Raw genomic sequence first — 15865 nt, 5'->3', positions numbered from 1 at the left:
CCGAAGGGCCGTACCAACAATACGCTCGCTCTCCGAATGTGCGGCGTCCTGGTTCGGCAGTCCTCCAATCTCGGGAGGCCGACATGGATAACCTCACGCATGTCGAATTGCTGTGGCTGGAAAAGCGGATCGAGAACTGGATCCGGTTCGGTCACGCTGCCCAGGAACAGATTCTCGACCGCAAGCGCCGCATCCTTTCGTTCGCGCCGGGCAGCATCTTTGCGTTCGTTCGTTGGACCTCGAACGATTTCGGGACGGTCGTTTCGCGCATCGACATAGTCAGGGCTGTGCCGCCGGGTCAGCGCTGCACGACCGTGCCTTTTGTGCGCCCCGGTGGCGAGATCCTGTTGCGACTGGCCGGCTGGCCTAAGGTCGAGCGCGTGCTGCAGTTCGTCGATGCCGTCGAGGCGCTCGGCTTCGATCCCGCCGACGCCGCGCCAGACTACTGGCATCACGTCCACAACCGTCTGTCGGTCAACGAGGTGCCCCGCGCCTACACGCGAACGCGGCATCAGGCTTGGCTCCAGCGACGCAGGATCGCAACATGAAGGCCCGGAAAGTGACATTTCTCACGACGCTATCGGCTGCAGCGATCCTGTTGGTTTCAATGGGCGAACAAACACCGAAGCTTTTCATCTGGAACGCCTCCGAGAGCGTGCCCGTCGGGCTCTACCGGCTGCGGCCGATCCGCAAACTTGCCGTCACCGAATTGGTCGCGGTCCAGCCGCCAGAGCCGCTTGCCAAATTCCTGAGCGAGGGCGGTTATCTACCCCGCGGCATTCCGATGCTGAAGCGCGTGTTGGCGCTACCCGGACAGACGGTTTGCCGGAATCATCTCCTTATTTCGGTTGACGATATCGCGCTGGGTGAGGCGCTGGAGCGCGACCGCAGAGACCGATCGCTGCCGGTCTGGCAGGGCTGCCATGTGGTTGCCGAGGGCGAAGTCTTCCTCATGAACTTGCAGTCCGCCGACTCGCTCGACGGCCGATATTTCGGCGTGACGCCGGCGACTGCGATCCTCGGACGAGCAGAGCCTCTCTGGACCAAAGAGGAGGAGTGATGTTGCCGTCCGATCGCATCCTCTCTGTTTTTTCTGTACGCGATCTGAATGCGGGTCATTCCTTCCTCCCGGCCAATGCCCGCATCGCTATCGTGCGCATGACAGGCGCCAAGCGGCGTTCAGGCCGAGGGATTTCTGGCCTGCAGCCGAAGGCGGCGATCATCCGGCTACGTCGCCGACTTGCCGGTACGATGGTTTGGATCTTCGCGATTCTCGCATCATCGCTGTCGTGCAATGGTGTTGCTTGCGCCGACCAGCCAGCACGCGGCACGCAGACCGCAAGTCAACCGCTTGCCGACTCCCTTGCGCCGTTTATCACCGAGGCCTCCGAACGGTTTGCGATCCCGGAACGCTGGATCCGTGCGGTGATGCGGGCTGAGAGCTCTGGCAAGATGCGAGCCCGATCAGCGAAAGGCGCCATCGGGCTGATGCAGATTATGCCGGAGACGTGGACGGAATTGCGTACGCGCTACGGTCTCGGTGCTGATCCCTACGATCCGCACGACAACATCCTGGCTGGCGCTGCTTATCTCCGCGAACTCCATGATCGGTACGGCATGGCGGGATTTATTGCCGCCTACAATGCCGGTCCCCGACGTTACGACGACCATCTGGCGACCGGGCGATCGTTGCCCGATGAGACGCAAGCCTACGTCGCGGCGATCATGCCGATGATCGGGATCGAATTGTATGCTGTCGGGAGTGGCGTCATCACGACCTCGCTAACGGTGGCACGCTGCCCCCTGTTTATCATGCGCCCGGCAAGTAACTCAACTGCTGGTCGGACGTCGTCCGACGTGCGGCCTGATGGTTCACTAAGTACCCGCGCCGTGGTCGATCTATCGGCGCTCGTGCCGCAATCGAGCAACCTATTTGCGCGCAGTGCCAGCTGGGTTCGACCGTGATGATCCAAATCGTGGTGCATCGCAGTCTCTCGTGCAGGGCCGTAGGTTCGCAGAGAAGTCAGCTGAGGCGGAGAGGTGAGGCCACAGATGGCGAGATAAAAGCGCCGACGTCCGTCGTGCGCATGTGGTTGGTCGGGTTGAGGATTTGCGACGCGGCCAGAAATCGTCTGCTGGCGCCTCCAACGAAACTGCGTGGAAAATCAAGCTGCCGAGCGCCGTCGGTGATGTACTGCGGATCTCGAGATCACCATGAAGCAGCCCAATGATGATTTGCGTCTGCGTCCGGGCCGTATCCGTGATGGCGGCCGCGGTGCGGTCCGACAGAAGAGCTTTGTCGGGCAGGTCATGCGCGCCGCCAAAAAGGCAGGGCACTCGGGGAAAGGCTTTGGCCGGGAAGGGCGAGGCACGGCCTCCCGGTTCGGCCGGGGGCGTTCCGCGGCGCTGGCTTTGTCGCTTCGGTCGCCATCGCGGCGGGTGGTGGTGAAGGCGCGGGTGGTGCGGCATCGTGGCAGCCGTTTCCGATCGGCGCCGCTGACCAAGCATGTCATCTATCTCAAGCGCGAGGGAGTCACTCGGGATGGCGCGGATGTCCGGATGTTCGATGCCAGGTCCGACGCCGCAGATGAACGCGGCTTCGCTGAGCGATGCGAGGATGACCGTCATCATTTTCGTTTTATCGTCTCACCGGAAGACGCGCCCGAGATGCAGGATCTGCGAGCCTTTACCCGGGAACTGATGGTGGATGCCGAACGCGATCTCGGCACCAGGCTTGACTGGATCGGCGTCGATCACTGGAACACCGACAATCCGCACGTCCACATCCTGGTCCGCGGGCGTGCCAATGACGGCCAGGACCTCGTCATCAGCCGCGACTACATCAGTCGTGGAATTCGGGCCCGCGCCGCCGAACGGGTCACGCTTGAGCTGGGTCCACGCAGTGAGCGGGAGATCCGATCCACGCTCGAGAAGGAGGTCGATGCCGAGCGTTGGACCGGTCTCGACCGCGCACTGCAAACCGCAGCCGATGAGGGAGCGGGGATGGCCGATCTGAGGCCTGACTCAGCGGACAATGATCCGGAACTGCGGCGGCTGATGATCGGCAGGGTGACGAAGCTGGAGCGCCTCGGACTTGCCGAGCAAATCGGGCCGGGCTGCTGGAGCTTGAAGCCCGGTCTCGAGGATACGTTGCGCGATCTATCCGTCCGCGGCGACATCATCAAGACCATGCACCGGGCGATGGCGGGACTCGGTCGCGAGCCGGATGTGTCGAGGTTCGCGCTTCATGGCGATGAGGTCGCCGATCCGGTGCTTGGCCGGCTGATGGCGCGCGGGCTCCATGACGAGTTGAGGGGCTCCGCCTATGCGGTGGTCGATGGAGTCGATGGCAGGACGCATCACCTTCGCTTTTCCGATCTTGAAATGACCGGCGACGCCGCGCCCGGCGCCATTGTCGAAGCGCGAGCCTATGACGATGCCAACGGCAGGAAACGGCTGTCGTTGGCCGTCCGGTCGGATCTCAGCTTGCAGGACCAAGTTACAGCGCCGGGCGCGACCTGGCTCGACCGTCAACTCATTTCCCGCGAACCGGCGATCGGTGGCGGCGGGTTCGGAGCCGAGGTGCGCGACGCAATGGAGCGTCGCGTCGATCATCTGGCGAGTGAGGGGCTCGCGAGCCGGCATGGAAGCCGGCTCGTGTTTGCGCGGGATCTGCTCGATACGTTGCGTCGACGCGAGCTGGATGCCGCGGCCAAGAGAATTGGTGCCGAGAACGGGCTCGCCTATCGTTCAGCCGCAGAGGGCGCATACGTTGCCGGCATCTATCGTCAACGTCTCACGCTTATCAGCGGCCGGTTCGCGATGATCGACGACGGCCTCGGCTTTCAACTGGTGCCTTGGCGGCCGGCATTGGAGCAGCAACTCGGCCGCCACATCTCCGGCATCGTGAAGCCGGGCGGAGGGGTGGACTGGAGCTTTGGCCGAAAGCGCGGGCTCGGCCTCTAACTTCGGGCAGGGTCGGCAATTCTTCGCCACGGTGCGCGCCAATGCGACTTTGCCAACAACGGCATTGAAGACCGACCGAAGCACCATTTGTTTGAGTGAATCCATTGTCTCGGAACCAGGTTCGTGTCCGCCACCAAGATCCTCTGGGGTCAGATCATCGTCGTCTTCGCGGTCGTCCTCATCACCATGTGGGCGGCGACGCAATGGGTCGCGTGGAAGCTTGGCTTCCAGCCGCAACTCGGACAGCCCTGGTTTGAGCTGCTGCCCGGTGTTCCGGTCTATCTTCCTCCGGCGTTTTTCTGGTGGTGGTACGCCTACGACGCCTATGCGCCTGACGTGTTCGTCGAGGGGGCTTACATCGCGGCGTCAGGTGGGTTCCTGGCGATTGCGGTTGCGATCGGCATGTCGGTGTGGCGCGCTCGTGAGGTGAAGATTGCCGCCACCTATGGCTCGGCGCGCTGGGCGTCGCTGCCTGAGCTTCGTGCCGCCGGTCTCACCGGGCCGGACGGTGTCGTGCTCGGCCGGTTCGAGCAGGACTATTTGCGTCACGATGGTCCGGAACATGTGCTGTGTTTTGCGCCGACCCGGTCCGGCAAGGGCGTCGGTCTGGTGGTGCCCACGCTTCTGACGTGGCCGGGCTCATGCATCGTCCATGACATCAAGGGCGAGAACTGGACACTGACGTCGGGCTATCGGGCCCGGCATGGCCGGGTGTTGCTTTTCGATCCGACCAATTCGAGGTCGGCGGCCTACAACCCGCTGCTCGAGGTTCGCCGCGGCGAGTGGGAGGTCCGCGACGTCCAGAATGTCGCCGATGTGCTGGTTGACCCCGAGGGCTCGCTGGAGCGGCGCAACCATTGGGAAAAGACCAGCCATGCTCTGCTGGTCGGCGCAATTCTTCACGTGCTCTATGCCGAACCGGACAAGACGCTCGCCGGTGTTGCCGGCTTTCTGTCCCATCCGAAGCGGCCGATCGAGGCAACGCTACGGGCGATGATGACGTCGGCGCATCTTGGGGAGGCGGGTCCGCATCCGGTGATCGCATCTGCCGCTCGCGAGCTCCTCAACAAGAGCGAGAATGAACGATCCGGCGTGCTCTCGACCGCGATGTCGTTCCTTGGTCTCTACCGCGATCCGGTGGTGGCGAAGGTGACGCAGCATTGCGACTGGCGCATCAGTGATCTGGTCGAGGGCGAGCGTCCCGTCACGCTCTACCTGGTGGTGCCGCCATCCGACATCAGCCGGACCAAACCGTTGGTGCGGCTGATCCTCAACCAGATCGGCCGTAGGCTCACCGAAGATCTGCATCCGAAAGGGCGGCGGCATCGATTGCTGCTGATGTTGGACGAATTTCCGGCGCTGGGCCGGTTGGATTTCTTCGAGTCGGCGTTGGCCTTCATGGCCGGTTATGGGCTGAAAAGCTTTCTGATTGCGCAGTCGCTCAATCAGATCGAAAAGGCCTACGGGCCCAACAACGCCATTTTGGACAATTGCCACGTCCGGGTCTCGTTTGCCACCAACGACGAGCGCACCGCCAAGCGGGTGTCGGATGCGCTTGGCACCGCGACCGAGATGCGGGCGATGAAGAACTATGCCGGGCACAGGCTCAGTCCCTGGCTCGGTCATCTGATGGTGTCGCGGCAGGAGACAGCACGACCACTGCTGACGCCCGGCGAGGTGATGCAACTGCCGCCCAGCGATGAATTGGTGCTGATCTCAGGTTGTCCGCCGATCCGGGCCAAGAAGGCGCGCTACTTCGAAGATCCAAGATTGACCGAGCGGATCCTGACGCCGCCGTTGCTGGAGGCAAAGCAGGGCAGTACGAAGCCAGACGATGACTGGTGCCGATTGCCATCTCCCGCGGCAGGCCGTGACGGTCGGATTTCCGACGCGCCGGGAGACGATTCCACGGGTGATCCCGCCAACGCCGGCATCCGCCGGGAACCAGAGCTTCCCGACCACGAGGAAATTGCCCCGGAGCGAGCGACCCCGCCACCTGAGTTTGGGTTTGTCGAAGACGAGCCCGACGACGAAGCAGCCCGTGCCCGTGCATTGCGTCGGCAGGTTCGTGGGCTTGCACGCCAGGCCGCGATGGATCCCGGCGATGGTATCGAACTCTAGGAGCGATCATGCGGACCAAGCACACTTTTCGTCTGCCGCCGGACCTCGCTGGCCAACTCGCTGACTACGCCACCCGCAAGCGCGTACCGCAGGCGCTCGTGGTGGAGACTGCGTTGGCATCGTATCTGTCGCCGGACAATTCGGAACGGATGGAAGCAGCACTGGGCCGTCGGCTCGATCGCCTGACGCGGCAGGCCGAACGATTGGAGCGCCACGTCATGATCTCGAACGAGGCGCTCGCACTGTTCGTCCGCTTCTGGCTCACTGTGACCCCGCCATTGCCGGATACCGCACAGCCGGCCGCGCAGGCCAAAGGCCGCGAGCGCTACGAAGGTTTTGTCGAGGCGCTCGGGCGACGCCTGGCCAAGGGGCAGACCCTGTCGCAGGAAATCTCGCAGGACCTTGTTCCCAAGGACGCAGCACCAGACCGAACGGATGGTTCCTTGTAAGCGAGTTCGCCGTCCGCCTGCCTTTCTACGCCACAACGCTACGACCGATCTGATCTTGTTGCGCGATCGCGTATCCTGCCTTTCCTAATCATCCCCGAGATTTCCGGTCGTATTCACGGCCGACAAGCGGGGCAAAAGTGGCAATCCATCATCTCAATCACGAGGCGACATCGCGTGGCGCGCGCATGCTGCGGACCGCATTGGGTCCGTCGATCGCGCTTTGGCTGGAAGATGCTGAAGTCGTTGAGGTGATGCTCAACCCGGATGGCCGGCTCTGGATCGACCGGCTGGCAGTTGGACTTGTCGATACCGGGGAACGGTTGTCGGCCCGCGATGGCGAGCGGATCGTCCGTCTCGTCGCGCACCACGTCGGCGTGGAGGTGCATTCGGCTTCACCGCGCGTCTCGGCAGAGTTGCCGGAAACCGGCGAGCGTTTCGAGGGATTGCTCCCGCCAGTCGTCGCTGCACCAACCTTTGCGATCCGCAAGCCCGCGGTCGCGGTCTTCACGCTCGACGACTACGCCGCAGCCGGAATCATGACGGCGTGTCAGGCCGAGACCCTGCGCGCGGCCGTCGCGGAGCGCCGTAACATTCTGGTCGCGGGTGGCACCTCGACCGGCAAAACCACGCTGACCAATGCGCTGCTGGCGGAAGTTGCCAAGACGTCCGATCGCGTGGTGCTGATCGAGGATACCCGCGAGCTGCAATGCCAGGCGCCGAATTTCGTCGCGCTACGCACCAAGGACGGCGTGGCCTCGTTGTCGGACCTGGTTCGGTCATCGCTGCGGCTTCGGCCCGACCGTATCCCGATCGGTGAGGTGAGGGGTGCCGAGGCGCTCGACCTGTTGAAGGCCTGGGGCACCGGCCACCCGGGCGGCATCGGTACCATCCATGCAGGCACCGCGCTCGGCGCGCTGCGCCGGATGGAGCAACTGATCCAGGAAGCCGTCGTCACCGTGCCGCGCGCGCTGATCGCCGAGACCATTCAACTCGCCGCCGTGCTGGCCGGACGCGGTTCCGATCGCCGCCTGACTGAGCTCGCTCAGGTCGAGGGCCTCGGCCCTGACGGCGATTACGTGCTCAAAGCCGCAGGAGATCAGCCATGAATCCGTCGCTTCAGCATATTCGTCGCCACGCCGTCACCGCAGTCACTACCGCCCCTTTTGCGCTCATCTCAGGTTCGGTTTGGGCTGCCGGCTCGAACATGCCTTGGGAACAGCCGCTCAGTCAGATCCTGCAATCGGTGGAAGGGCCGGTCGCCAAAATCCTCGCGGTGATCATCATCATCGTCACTGGCTTGACGCTGGCGTTCGGCGATACCTCGGGTGGTTTCCGCAGGCTGATCCAGATCGTGTTCGGCCTGTCGATCGCGTTCGCGGCGAGCTCCTTCTTCCTGTCGTTCTTCTCGTTCGGCGGCGGCGTGGTGGTGTGATGGACGCTTCCGCCACTGCAGAACAGCCGATCCCGGGCTTTACCGTGCCGGTGCATCGCGCGCTCACCGAACCGATCCTGCTCGGCGGCGCGCCGCGCGCGGTTGCCATCCTCAACGGCACGCTGGCCGCCGCACTCGGCCTCGGCCTGCGTCTGTGGCTCGCTGGTCTCGTCCTATGGGTCATCGGCCATGGCGCCGCGGTGTGGGCAACCAAGCGGGATCCTCAATTCGTCGATGTGGTGCGCAGGCATCTGCGGATCTCCGGACATCTGAGCGTCTGAGGCAACCATCATGGAGATCGCCCGATGATGAATCTTTCGGAGTATCGGCACTCGACGACATGCCTCGCCGACTTTCTGCCCTGGGCCGCGTTGGTCGGTCAGGGCGTGGTGTTGAACAAGGACGGATCTTTCCAGCGAACCGCAACGTTTCGCGGGCCGGACCTGGATTCCGCCGTGCCGGCCGAACTGGTCGGTATTACGGCACGCTTGAACAATGCCTTGCGCCGGCTGGGGTCGGGATGGGCCGTGTTCGTCGAGGCGCAGCGCCATCCCGCGAGCAAATATCCCGAGTGCCATTTTCCGGATGCTGCATCGGCTTTAGTTGATCTCGAGCGCCGCGCTCAGTTCGAGGAGGAGGGCGCGCACTTCGAATCCAGCTACTTCCTGACTTTCCTCTATCTGCCGCCGGCCGCCGATGTCGCGCGCGCCGAGCGCTTGCTGTACGAGGGGCGCGATCGCGACGAAGGCACCGATGCACGCGAGATATTGGGCGGTTTCGTCGATCGCACCGACCGGGTGCTTCAACTGGTCGAGGGTTTTATGCCCGAGAGCGCTTGGCTCGATGACCAGGACACCCTGACCTATCTGCATTCCACGATCTCGACCAAGCGCTACCGGATCAGGGTTCCGGAAACGCCGATGTATCTCGATGCACTGCTGGCCGACCAGCCGCTGACCGGTGGGTTGGAGCCGATGCTCGGCAATGCGCATCTGCGGGTGCTGACCATCGTGGGTTTCCCGACCACCACCACTCCCGGCATCCTCGACGAATTGAATGCACTGGCCTTCGCCTATCGCTGGTCGACCCGCGCCATCATGCTCGACAAGACCGACGCCACAAAGCTGTTGACGAAGATTCGGCGGCAGTGGTTCGCCAAGCGCAAATCGATTGCGGCCATCCTCAAGGAGGTGATGACCAACGAGGCCGCGACCCTGGTCGATACCGACGCCCAGAACAAGGCGATGGATGCGGACGCGGCGTTGCAGGAACTCGGGTCCGACGCGATCGGGCAGGCCTTTGTCACAGCAACGGTCGCGGTATGGGACGGCGACCCGCGTGCCGCTGACGAAAAGCTCCGCCTTGTAGAGAAAGTAATTCAAGGCCGCGACTTCACCTGCATGGCTGAGAGCGTCAACGCCGTCGAAGCCTGGCTCGGATCGCTGCCAGGTCACGCCTACGCCAATGTTCGCCAGCCGCCGGTTTCGACGCTGAATCTGGCCCACATGATTCCGCTCTCGGCGGTATGGGCCGGACCGCTCCGAGACGATCATTTTGATGCTCCGCCGCTGTTCTTTGCCCGCACCGAGGGCGCGACCCCGTTCCGGTTTTCGCTGCACGTTGGCGATGTTGGGCATACGCTGGTCGTCGGTCCGACCGGCGCCGGCAAGAGTGTGCTGCTGGCGCTGATGGCGCTGCAGTTCCGGCGTTACGCCGGTTCACAGGTGTTCGCTTTCGATTTCGGCGGCTCGATCCGGGCCGCCGCGCTCGCGATGGGCGGCGATTGGCACGATCTCGGTGGCGCGCTCTCCGACAATGCGACCGAACCGGTCGCGCTGCAGCCGCTGGCTCTGATCGATGACGCCGCGGAGCGCGGATGGGCGGCGGAATGGATCGGCAACATTTTGGCGCGTGAGACCATCCGGATCACCCCGGAAGCGAAAGAGCATCTGTGGTCGGCGCTGTCGTCGCTGGCGTCTGCGCCGGCACCGGAGCGCACGCTGACCGGCCTGTCAGTGCTGCTGCAGTCGCAGACTCTGAAGCGCGCGCTGCAATCCTATTGCCTCGGCGGTCCCTACGGCCGGCTGCTCGATGCCGAGGCTGAACGGCTGGGTGAGGGCGCAGTCCAGGCCTTCGAGACCGAGGGGCTGATCGGCACCAGCGCCGCGCCCGCGGTGCTCGGCTATCTGTTTCATCGCATTGAGCGGCGGCTCGATGGCCGGCCGACCTTGTTGATCATCGACGAAGGCTGGCTCGCGCTTGATGACGAGGGCTTTGCCGGCCAGCTTCGCGAGTGGCTAAAGACGCTGCGCAAGAAGAACGCTTCGGTAATCTTCGCCACCCAATCACTATCGGACATCGATGGCTCGGCGATCGCACCGGCCATCATCGAGAGCTGTCCGACAAGGTTGTTCCTGCCCAACGAGCGCGCGATCGAACCGCAGATCACCGCGATCTATCGCCGCTTCGGCCTGAACGACCGCCAGATCGAGATCCTGGCCCGGGCCACGCCAAAGCGCGATTACTACTGCCAGTCGCGGCGCGGCAACCGGCTGTTCGAGCTTGGCCTCGGCGGTGTCGCGCTGGCTTTGGCGGCCGCGTCCTCGAAGGCCGATCATACCTTGATCGAGAGCGTCATCGCCGAACATGGCCGTGACGGCTTCCTCGCCGCCTGGCTGACCCAGCGCGGCGCCGGCTGGGCGGTCGATTTCATCCCAAGGCTTTCCACAAAGGAGCCGTCAGCATGATCAGAATCCGTAACCTCGTCACGGCGAGCGCCATAGCTCTGACCATTGCGACCGTACCAGTGCCATCCCGGGCGCAGGTAGTGGTGTTCGATCCAAACAACTACGTCCAGAATGTGCTGACGGCGGCGCGCGCGCTGCAACAGATCAACAACCAGATCACCTCGCTGCAGAATCAGGCGCAGATGTTGATCAATCAGGCGAGGAATCTGGCCAGCCTGCCATATTCGTCGTTGCAGCAACTGCAATCGTCGATCCAGCGCACTCAACAGCTTCTCGTGCAGGCGCAACGCATCGCCTACGACGTCCAGCAGATCGACCGGGCGTTTACGACTACCTACGCGCCGGCATCGGCCGGCACATCAAGCCAGGCGCTGATCGGCAATGCGCAGCAGCGCTGGCAGACCTCTCTCGCAGCCTTGCAGGATGCGCTGCGGGTCCAGGCCGGCGTCGTCGGCAATCTCGATACCCATCGCAGCGAGATGTCGGCGCTGGTGACGTCGAGCCAGTCCGCGACCGGAGCGCTGCAGGCGGCCCAGGCCGGCAACCAGCTGATCGCGTTGCAGGGCCAGCAACTCGCGGATCTGACCGCGACCGTCGCAGCTCAAGGACGGGCCGCGAGCCTGGATGCCGCCCAACGCAGCGCCGCGCAGGACCAGGGTAGGGAGCAGCTCCGCCGCTTCCTGACCCCTGGCGCCGGCTACCAGCCCAGCAACGTTCAGATGTTCCACCAATGAAGAAGCTCTCTTCCCGACAGCTCGCACGTCTAGCGGCAGTGGCGTTTGCCGTCGTTGCCGTGACAGCTGCAGTCATTCACGGTGGGCGCGACGAAGGTGGTGGCGCGATCGCGCCGCTCGAGCGTGAGCAAGCCGACACGTTGGCCTCGGAGCTCGCGCGCTGCCGAACGATCTCATCCAGCGAGACTTCAGCACTCGAGGTCTGCCGGCGGATATGGGCCGACAACCGGCGGCAGTTCTTTGCGCCTGCGCAACCGCGACCCTCGCCGGCTGAATTGCCGGCGACCCCATCCGCGCCACTCAAGATTCAGGACCGTGTCATGCCGGCCCGGGTCGATCCGCAGCAAAGCGAGACACGCTGATGGGGGGCACCGGGGTTATCGATCGCTTTCTCGAGGTCTTTACCCGTTTCATTGATTCGGGCTTTGGCTTGCTCAATGGCGAAGTGGCGTTTCTGGCCACCACGCTGGCCGCAATCGACATCACGCTCGCGGCGATCTTCTGGAGCTGGGCAGCCGACGAGGACATCATTGCCCGGCTCGCAAAGAAGACGCTGTTCGTCGGCGTGTTCGCCTACCTGATCGGCAATTGGAATAGCCTCGCCCGCATTGTTTTCGAGAGTCTTGCAGGACTAGGACTGAAGGCGTCCGGCACCGGGATGTCGATGGCCGATCTGCTCAGGCCCGGCCGGGTCGCCCAGGTCGGCATCGATGCCGGACGACCGATCCTGGACTCGATCTCGGGTCTGTTGGGCTACATCAGCTTCTTTGAGAATTTTGTTCAGATTGTCGTGTTGCTGTTCGCCTGGATCGTGGTGCTGCTCGCCTTCTTCATCCTGGCGATCCAGCTGTTCGTGACCCTGATCGAGTTCAAGCTGACGACGCTCGCGGGTTTCGTGCTGATCCCATTCGGCCTGTTCGGCAAGACCGCATTTGCCGCCGAACGCGTGCTTGGCAACGTCATCTCATCCGGCATCAAGGTGCTGGTTCTCGCCGTCATTGTCGGCATCGGCACCACGCTGTTCTCGCAATTCACCGCTGGATTCGGCGGCAACCAGCCGACCATCGAGGATGCTCTGACGCTGGTGCTCGCCGCATTGTCGTTGCTGGGCCTCGGCATTTTTGGTCCGGGGATCGCCAACGGCATTGTGTCGGGAGGTCCGCAGCTCGGCGCAGGTGCGGCGGTTGGGACCGGTCTTGCGGCGGGCGGCATCGTCGCTGCCGGTGCGGCTGGGGCGACGATGGCTGCCGGGGCCGCTGGCGGCGTTCTTGCCGGCGGTGCGCGTGGTGCCGCCACTTTGATGCAGGCGGGTGGCTCAACCATCGCCAGCCCGCTGCGCCGAAGCGCAGCCGATCAATCAGGGCAGGGAGCAGCGTCGCCAGGTTCGCCGTCTGGCGGTGAACCGGCGTGGGCCACCCGCATGAAGCGCTCGCAAACCGTCGGCCACGGGGCTTCCGCCGCGGTCCATGCGGTCCGTTCCGGTGATCATGGCGGCGGCGGCGCGTCGGTCGATGTTTCCGAGGGGAAAAGCTGATGTTCAAGAGATCTTCCGTACACTACGGCCGCACGCCCAAACCCGAAACGCCGTATCAGAAGGCTGCGCAAGTCTGGGACGAGCGGATCGGCTCGGCACGGGTCCAGGCCAAAAACTGGCGCCTGATGGCGTTCGGCTGCCTGCTGCTATCCGGCGGGCTTGCCTCCGGTTTGGTCTGGCAATCGGTCCGCGGCACCGTCACGCCGTGGGTGGTGGAGGTCGATCGTCTCGGTCAGGCCCAGGCCGTGGCGCCTGCGGACAGCCGGTTTCAGCCGACCGATCCGCAGATCGCATTCCACCTCGCGCGCTTCATTGAGGAAGTTCGCGGTCTTCCCGCCGACGGCATTGTGCTGCGGCAGAACTGGCTTCGCGCCTACGACTTCACCACCGATCGGGGTGCTGCGGCGCTGAACGATTTTGCCCGCACCAACGATCCCTTCGCCAACCTCGGAAAGCTTCAGATCTCGATCGAAGTTTCCAGTGTGATCCGTGCCTCGCCGACCTCGTTCCGCGTCGCCTGGATCCAGCGCGCCTATGAGAACGGCAGCCTGAGCGTCACCGAGCGCTGGACCGCGATCGTCACCGTCGTGATCGACGCGCCGCGAGATGCGGATCGTGTGCGCAAGAATCCACTTGGGATCTACGTCAACGCCATCAACTGGTCGAAGGAGCTTGGATGATGAAGTCACTGTTGTTGCGTCACGCTGCCTGGCCAGTCCTGCTACTGTCGGTTTCGATGGTTGCTGGCTGCACCATCCCGCTGAAGCCTCCGCCGGACATCTCCTATGACATCGAGGCACAGCCCGCCGTCCAGATGCTGGATCCACCGAAACCGGTCGAGATCGTGGAATTGCCGACGCCCTTGCCGCTGCCGGGTCAGTTGAAGCCGCTGAAGGGCGCGCGTTCAAAGCCTGAGTCGCCCGACCCTCGTCAACGTGTCGAGAAGGCCAATGCCGCTGCGCGCGTTCAGCCCACTCGCCACGGCTACATCAATGCGGTGCAGGTCTATCCGTTCTCGTCCGGGGCGCTGTATCAGGTCTATGCCGCGCCGGGTCAGGTGACCGATGTTGCTCTGCAGGAAGGCGAGCAACTCGTTGGCTCCGGGCCGGTCGCCGCCGGCGACACCGTGCGCTGGATCATTGGCGACACTGAAAGCGGGGCAGGACCGACCAAGCGGATTCATATCCTGATGAAGCCTACCAGACCCGACCTCGTCTCCAATCTGGTCATCAACACCGATCGCCGCACTTATTTGCTTGAGCTGCGTTCCGCCGAGAAGACCTATATGGCCTCGGTGTCCTGGCAATACCCACAGGATCAGCTGATTGCGCTGCGTCGGCAGAATGCGAGCGCGGAAGCCGCGACCCCGATCGTGACCGGCGTCGACATATCGCGGCTGCGTTTCCGCTACGCAATCGAGGGTGACAACCCACCCTGGCGTCCGCTCTCCGCCTTCGATGACGGCTCCAAGGTCTACATCGAGATGCCTAGCGGGATAGCCCAGGGCGAGGCGCCGCCGCTGTTCGTGATTGGCCCCGAAGGCGAGGGGCAACTAGTGAACTATCGCGTCCGGCAGAACTATTACATCGTCGATCGCCTGTTCGCCGCGGCGGAACTGCGCATGGGCGGCGAGCATCAGCAGAGCGTCCGGATCAGCCGCACCGACGGGAGAGGGCGATGAGCGGAGGAGCCGACGACGCTCGCGTTGAACCCGAACCGGTCGCATCGATGCGATTGCGGGCAGAGCGCCCACGTGTGACGCGATTGTCACGCAAGGTGCTGGCAGGAGGTGCGGCCGTTGGGACATTTGCGATCTTCGGTGCGGTGCTATGGGCGCTGCAGAACAATCGGTCGCGCACCACACAATCAAGCGAACTCTACACAACCGAGCATCGCCAGGTCGCCGATGGTCTGACGGGATTGCCGCGCGACTATGCCGGGGTGCCGCGGCAGGCGCCTCCACTTGGACCGGCGTTACCGGGCGATCTCGGCCGGCCGATCCTGCGCGCGCAAAATGCGCCGTCGACACTCATACCCGGCGCCGATCAAGAGCAGCAGCGCGAGAGCCAGGAGATCGAAGCAGCGCGGCTCAGCCGGCTGTTTGCTTCGACCAATATTCGGGACTTGCCGATGCCGGCGCTGCAAACAGTTGCGACTGATTCATCAGCGACAACCACGAGCCAGTCTGCTCACCCCGCGGCCGACGACGCCTTTGCTCAGAATGGCCAGGACCGCAAGCTCGCCTTCGTCAATGGCCCGATCGATCGCCGAACCACAAGCCCCGACCGGGTCGCGGCGCCTGCGTCAACCTATGTGGTGCAGGCTGGCAACGTCATCCCGGCGTCGCTCATCACTGGGATCCGCTCGGATCTTCCTGGGCAAATCACCGCTCAGGTTACCGAGAACATTTTTGACAGTCCAACCGGGCGTTGGCTGCTCGTTCCGCAGGGAGCCCGGCTAATAGGGATTTATGACAGCCAAATTGCGTTCGGTCAGTCCCGGGTGCTGTTGGTCTGGACCCGCCTGATCATGCCGAATGGTCGATCAATTGTATTGGAACGACAGCCTGGCGCCGACACTGCCGGTTATGCAGGGCTTGAGGATGGGGTCGATCAACATTGGGGTGCATTGTTCAAGGCGGCGCTGCTTTCGACCTTGCTCGGCGTCGGAACGGAACTCGGATCAAGCACGGCCACGAGCGGCAACAACGCAGACATCATCCAGGCCCTTCGACGCGGGTCGAGCGACAGTCTGAATCAGACCGGTCAGCAAGTGGTTCGACGCAATCTCAATATTCAGCCGACATTGACAATCCGACCGGGATTTCCGGTGCGCGTGATCGTCAATCGGGACCTCGTGCTCGAACCCTACAAAGGTTAGGA

16 protein-coding genes are annotated in these 15865 nt (G+C 63.6%); all 16 read left to right on the top strand.

Annotated features, from left to right (window positions below):
- The first annotated feature begins 83 nt into the window (after positions 1-83).
- The 16 genes from RPC_RS19565 to RPC_RS19490 all read left to right on the top strand — a co-directional run bounded on the left by RPC_RS19565 (position 84) and on the right by RPC_RS19490 (position 15863).
- Positions 84-548 carry a DUF2840 domain-containing protein gene (locus tag RPC_RS19565; RefSeq protein ID WP_011474315.1) on the top strand — a complete coding sequence of 155 codons (465 nt, stop codon included), beginning with the start codon at positions 84-86 and terminating at the stop codon, positions 546-548.
- Positions 545-1060: a S26 family signal peptidase gene (locus RPC_RS19560; protein ID WP_011474314.1), complete on the top strand. Its 516-nt coding sequence runs from the start codon at positions 545-547 to the stop codon at positions 1058-1060. The genes RPC_RS19565 and RPC_RS19560 overlap by 4 nt, the downstream gene beginning before the upstream one ends.
- Entirely contained in the window at positions 1060-1965 is a 906-nt protein-coding gene (locus RPC_RS19555) for a lytic transglycosylase domain-containing protein (protein ID WP_011474313.1), read from the top strand. Before RPC_RS19560 ends, RPC_RS19555 begins: the two co-directional genes overlap by 1 nt.
- Before the next feature lie 249 nt (positions 1966-2214).
- Positions 2215-3966 (top strand): relaxase/mobilization nuclease domain-containing protein, encoded by a 1752-nt coding sequence (locus RPC_RS19550; protein ID WP_011474312.1) that lies wholly within the window; start codon positions 2215-2217, stop codon positions 3964-3966.
- A gap of 123 nt (positions 3967-4089) precedes the next feature.
- Positions 4090-6087, top strand: a complete 1998-nt coding sequence (locus tag RPC_RS19545; protein WP_011474311.1) for a conjugal transfer protein TraG — start codon at positions 4090-4092, stop codon at positions 6085-6087.
- A gap of 8 nt (positions 6088-6095) precedes the next feature.
- Entirely contained in the window at positions 6096-6536 is a 441-nt protein-coding gene (locus tag RPC_RS19540; RefSeq protein WP_011474310.1) for a hypothetical protein, read from the top strand.
- A 185-nt stretch (positions 6537-6721) separates the two neighbouring features.
- A complete protein-coding gene (gene trbB / locus RPC_RS19535; RefSeq protein WP_049766135.1) occupies positions 6722-7642 on the top strand; it encodes a P-type conjugative transfer ATPase TrbB in 921 nt (306 codons plus the stop codon).
- Entirely contained in the window at positions 7639-7968 is a 330-nt protein-coding gene (locus tag RPC_RS19530; protein ID WP_011474308.1) for a TrbC/VirB2 family protein, read from the top strand. Before trbB ends, RPC_RS19530 begins: the two co-directional genes overlap by 4 nt.
- A complete protein-coding gene (locus RPC_RS19525) occupies positions 7968-8249 on the top strand; it encodes a VirB3 family type IV secretion system protein (RefSeq protein WP_011474307.1) in 282 nt (93 codons plus the stop codon). The genes RPC_RS19530 and RPC_RS19525 overlap by 1 nt, the downstream gene beginning before the upstream one ends.
- Positions 8250-8273: 24 nt before the next feature.
- The gene (trbE, locus tag RPC_RS19520) at positions 8274-10715 is read left to right on the top strand and encodes a conjugal transfer protein TrbE (RefSeq protein WP_011474306.1); all 2442 of its coding nucleotides are present in this window, start codon (positions 8274-8276) and stop codon (positions 10713-10715) included.
- The gene (gene trbJ / locus RPC_RS19515; RefSeq protein ID WP_011474305.1) at positions 10712-11449 is read left to right on the top strand and encodes a P-type conjugative transfer protein TrbJ; all 738 of its coding nucleotides are present in this window, start codon (positions 10712-10714) and stop codon (positions 11447-11449) included. The genes trbE and trbJ overlap by 4 nt, the downstream gene beginning before the upstream one ends.
- Entirely contained in the window at positions 11446-11811 is a 366-nt protein-coding gene (trbK-alt, locus tag RPC_RS19510) for a putative entry exclusion protein TrbK-alt (protein ID WP_011474304.1), read from the top strand. The genes trbJ and trbK-alt overlap by 4 nt, the downstream gene beginning before the upstream one ends.
- The gene (gene trbL / locus RPC_RS19505; protein WP_011474303.1) at positions 11811-12983 is read left to right on the top strand and encodes a P-type conjugative transfer protein TrbL; all 1173 of its coding nucleotides are present in this window, start codon (positions 11811-11813) and stop codon (positions 12981-12983) included. The genes trbK-alt and trbL overlap by 1 nt, the downstream gene beginning before the upstream one ends.
- Complete coding sequence (gene trbF, locus RPC_RS19500; RefSeq protein ID WP_011474302.1) at positions 12983-13663, top strand: conjugal transfer protein TrbF; 681 nt, start codon at positions 12983-12985, stop codon at positions 13661-13663. Before trbL ends, trbF begins: the two co-directional genes overlap by 1 nt.
- Positions 13660-14664 carry a P-type conjugative transfer protein TrbG gene (gene trbG, locus RPC_RS19495; protein WP_011474301.1) on the top strand — a complete coding sequence of 335 codons (1005 nt, stop codon included), beginning with the start codon at positions 13660-13662 and terminating at the stop codon, positions 14662-14664. The genes trbF and trbG overlap by 4 nt, the downstream gene beginning before the upstream one ends.
- The gene (locus RPC_RS19490; RefSeq protein WP_011474300.1) at positions 14661-15863 is read left to right on the top strand and encodes a TrbI/VirB10 family protein; all 1203 of its coding nucleotides are present in this window, start codon (positions 14661-14663) and stop codon (positions 15861-15863) included. The genes trbG and RPC_RS19490 overlap by 4 nt, the downstream gene beginning before the upstream one ends.
- The last annotated feature ends 2 nt before the right edge of the window (positions 15864-15865 follow it).

Source organism: Rhodopseudomonas palustris BisB18 (assembly GCF_000013745.1).
GTDB lineage: Bacteria > Pseudomonadota > Alphaproteobacteria > Rhizobiales > Xanthobacteraceae > Rhodopseudomonas_A > Rhodopseudomonas_A palustris_F.
This window is presented reverse-complemented; position numbering and strand designations above follow the sequence as displayed.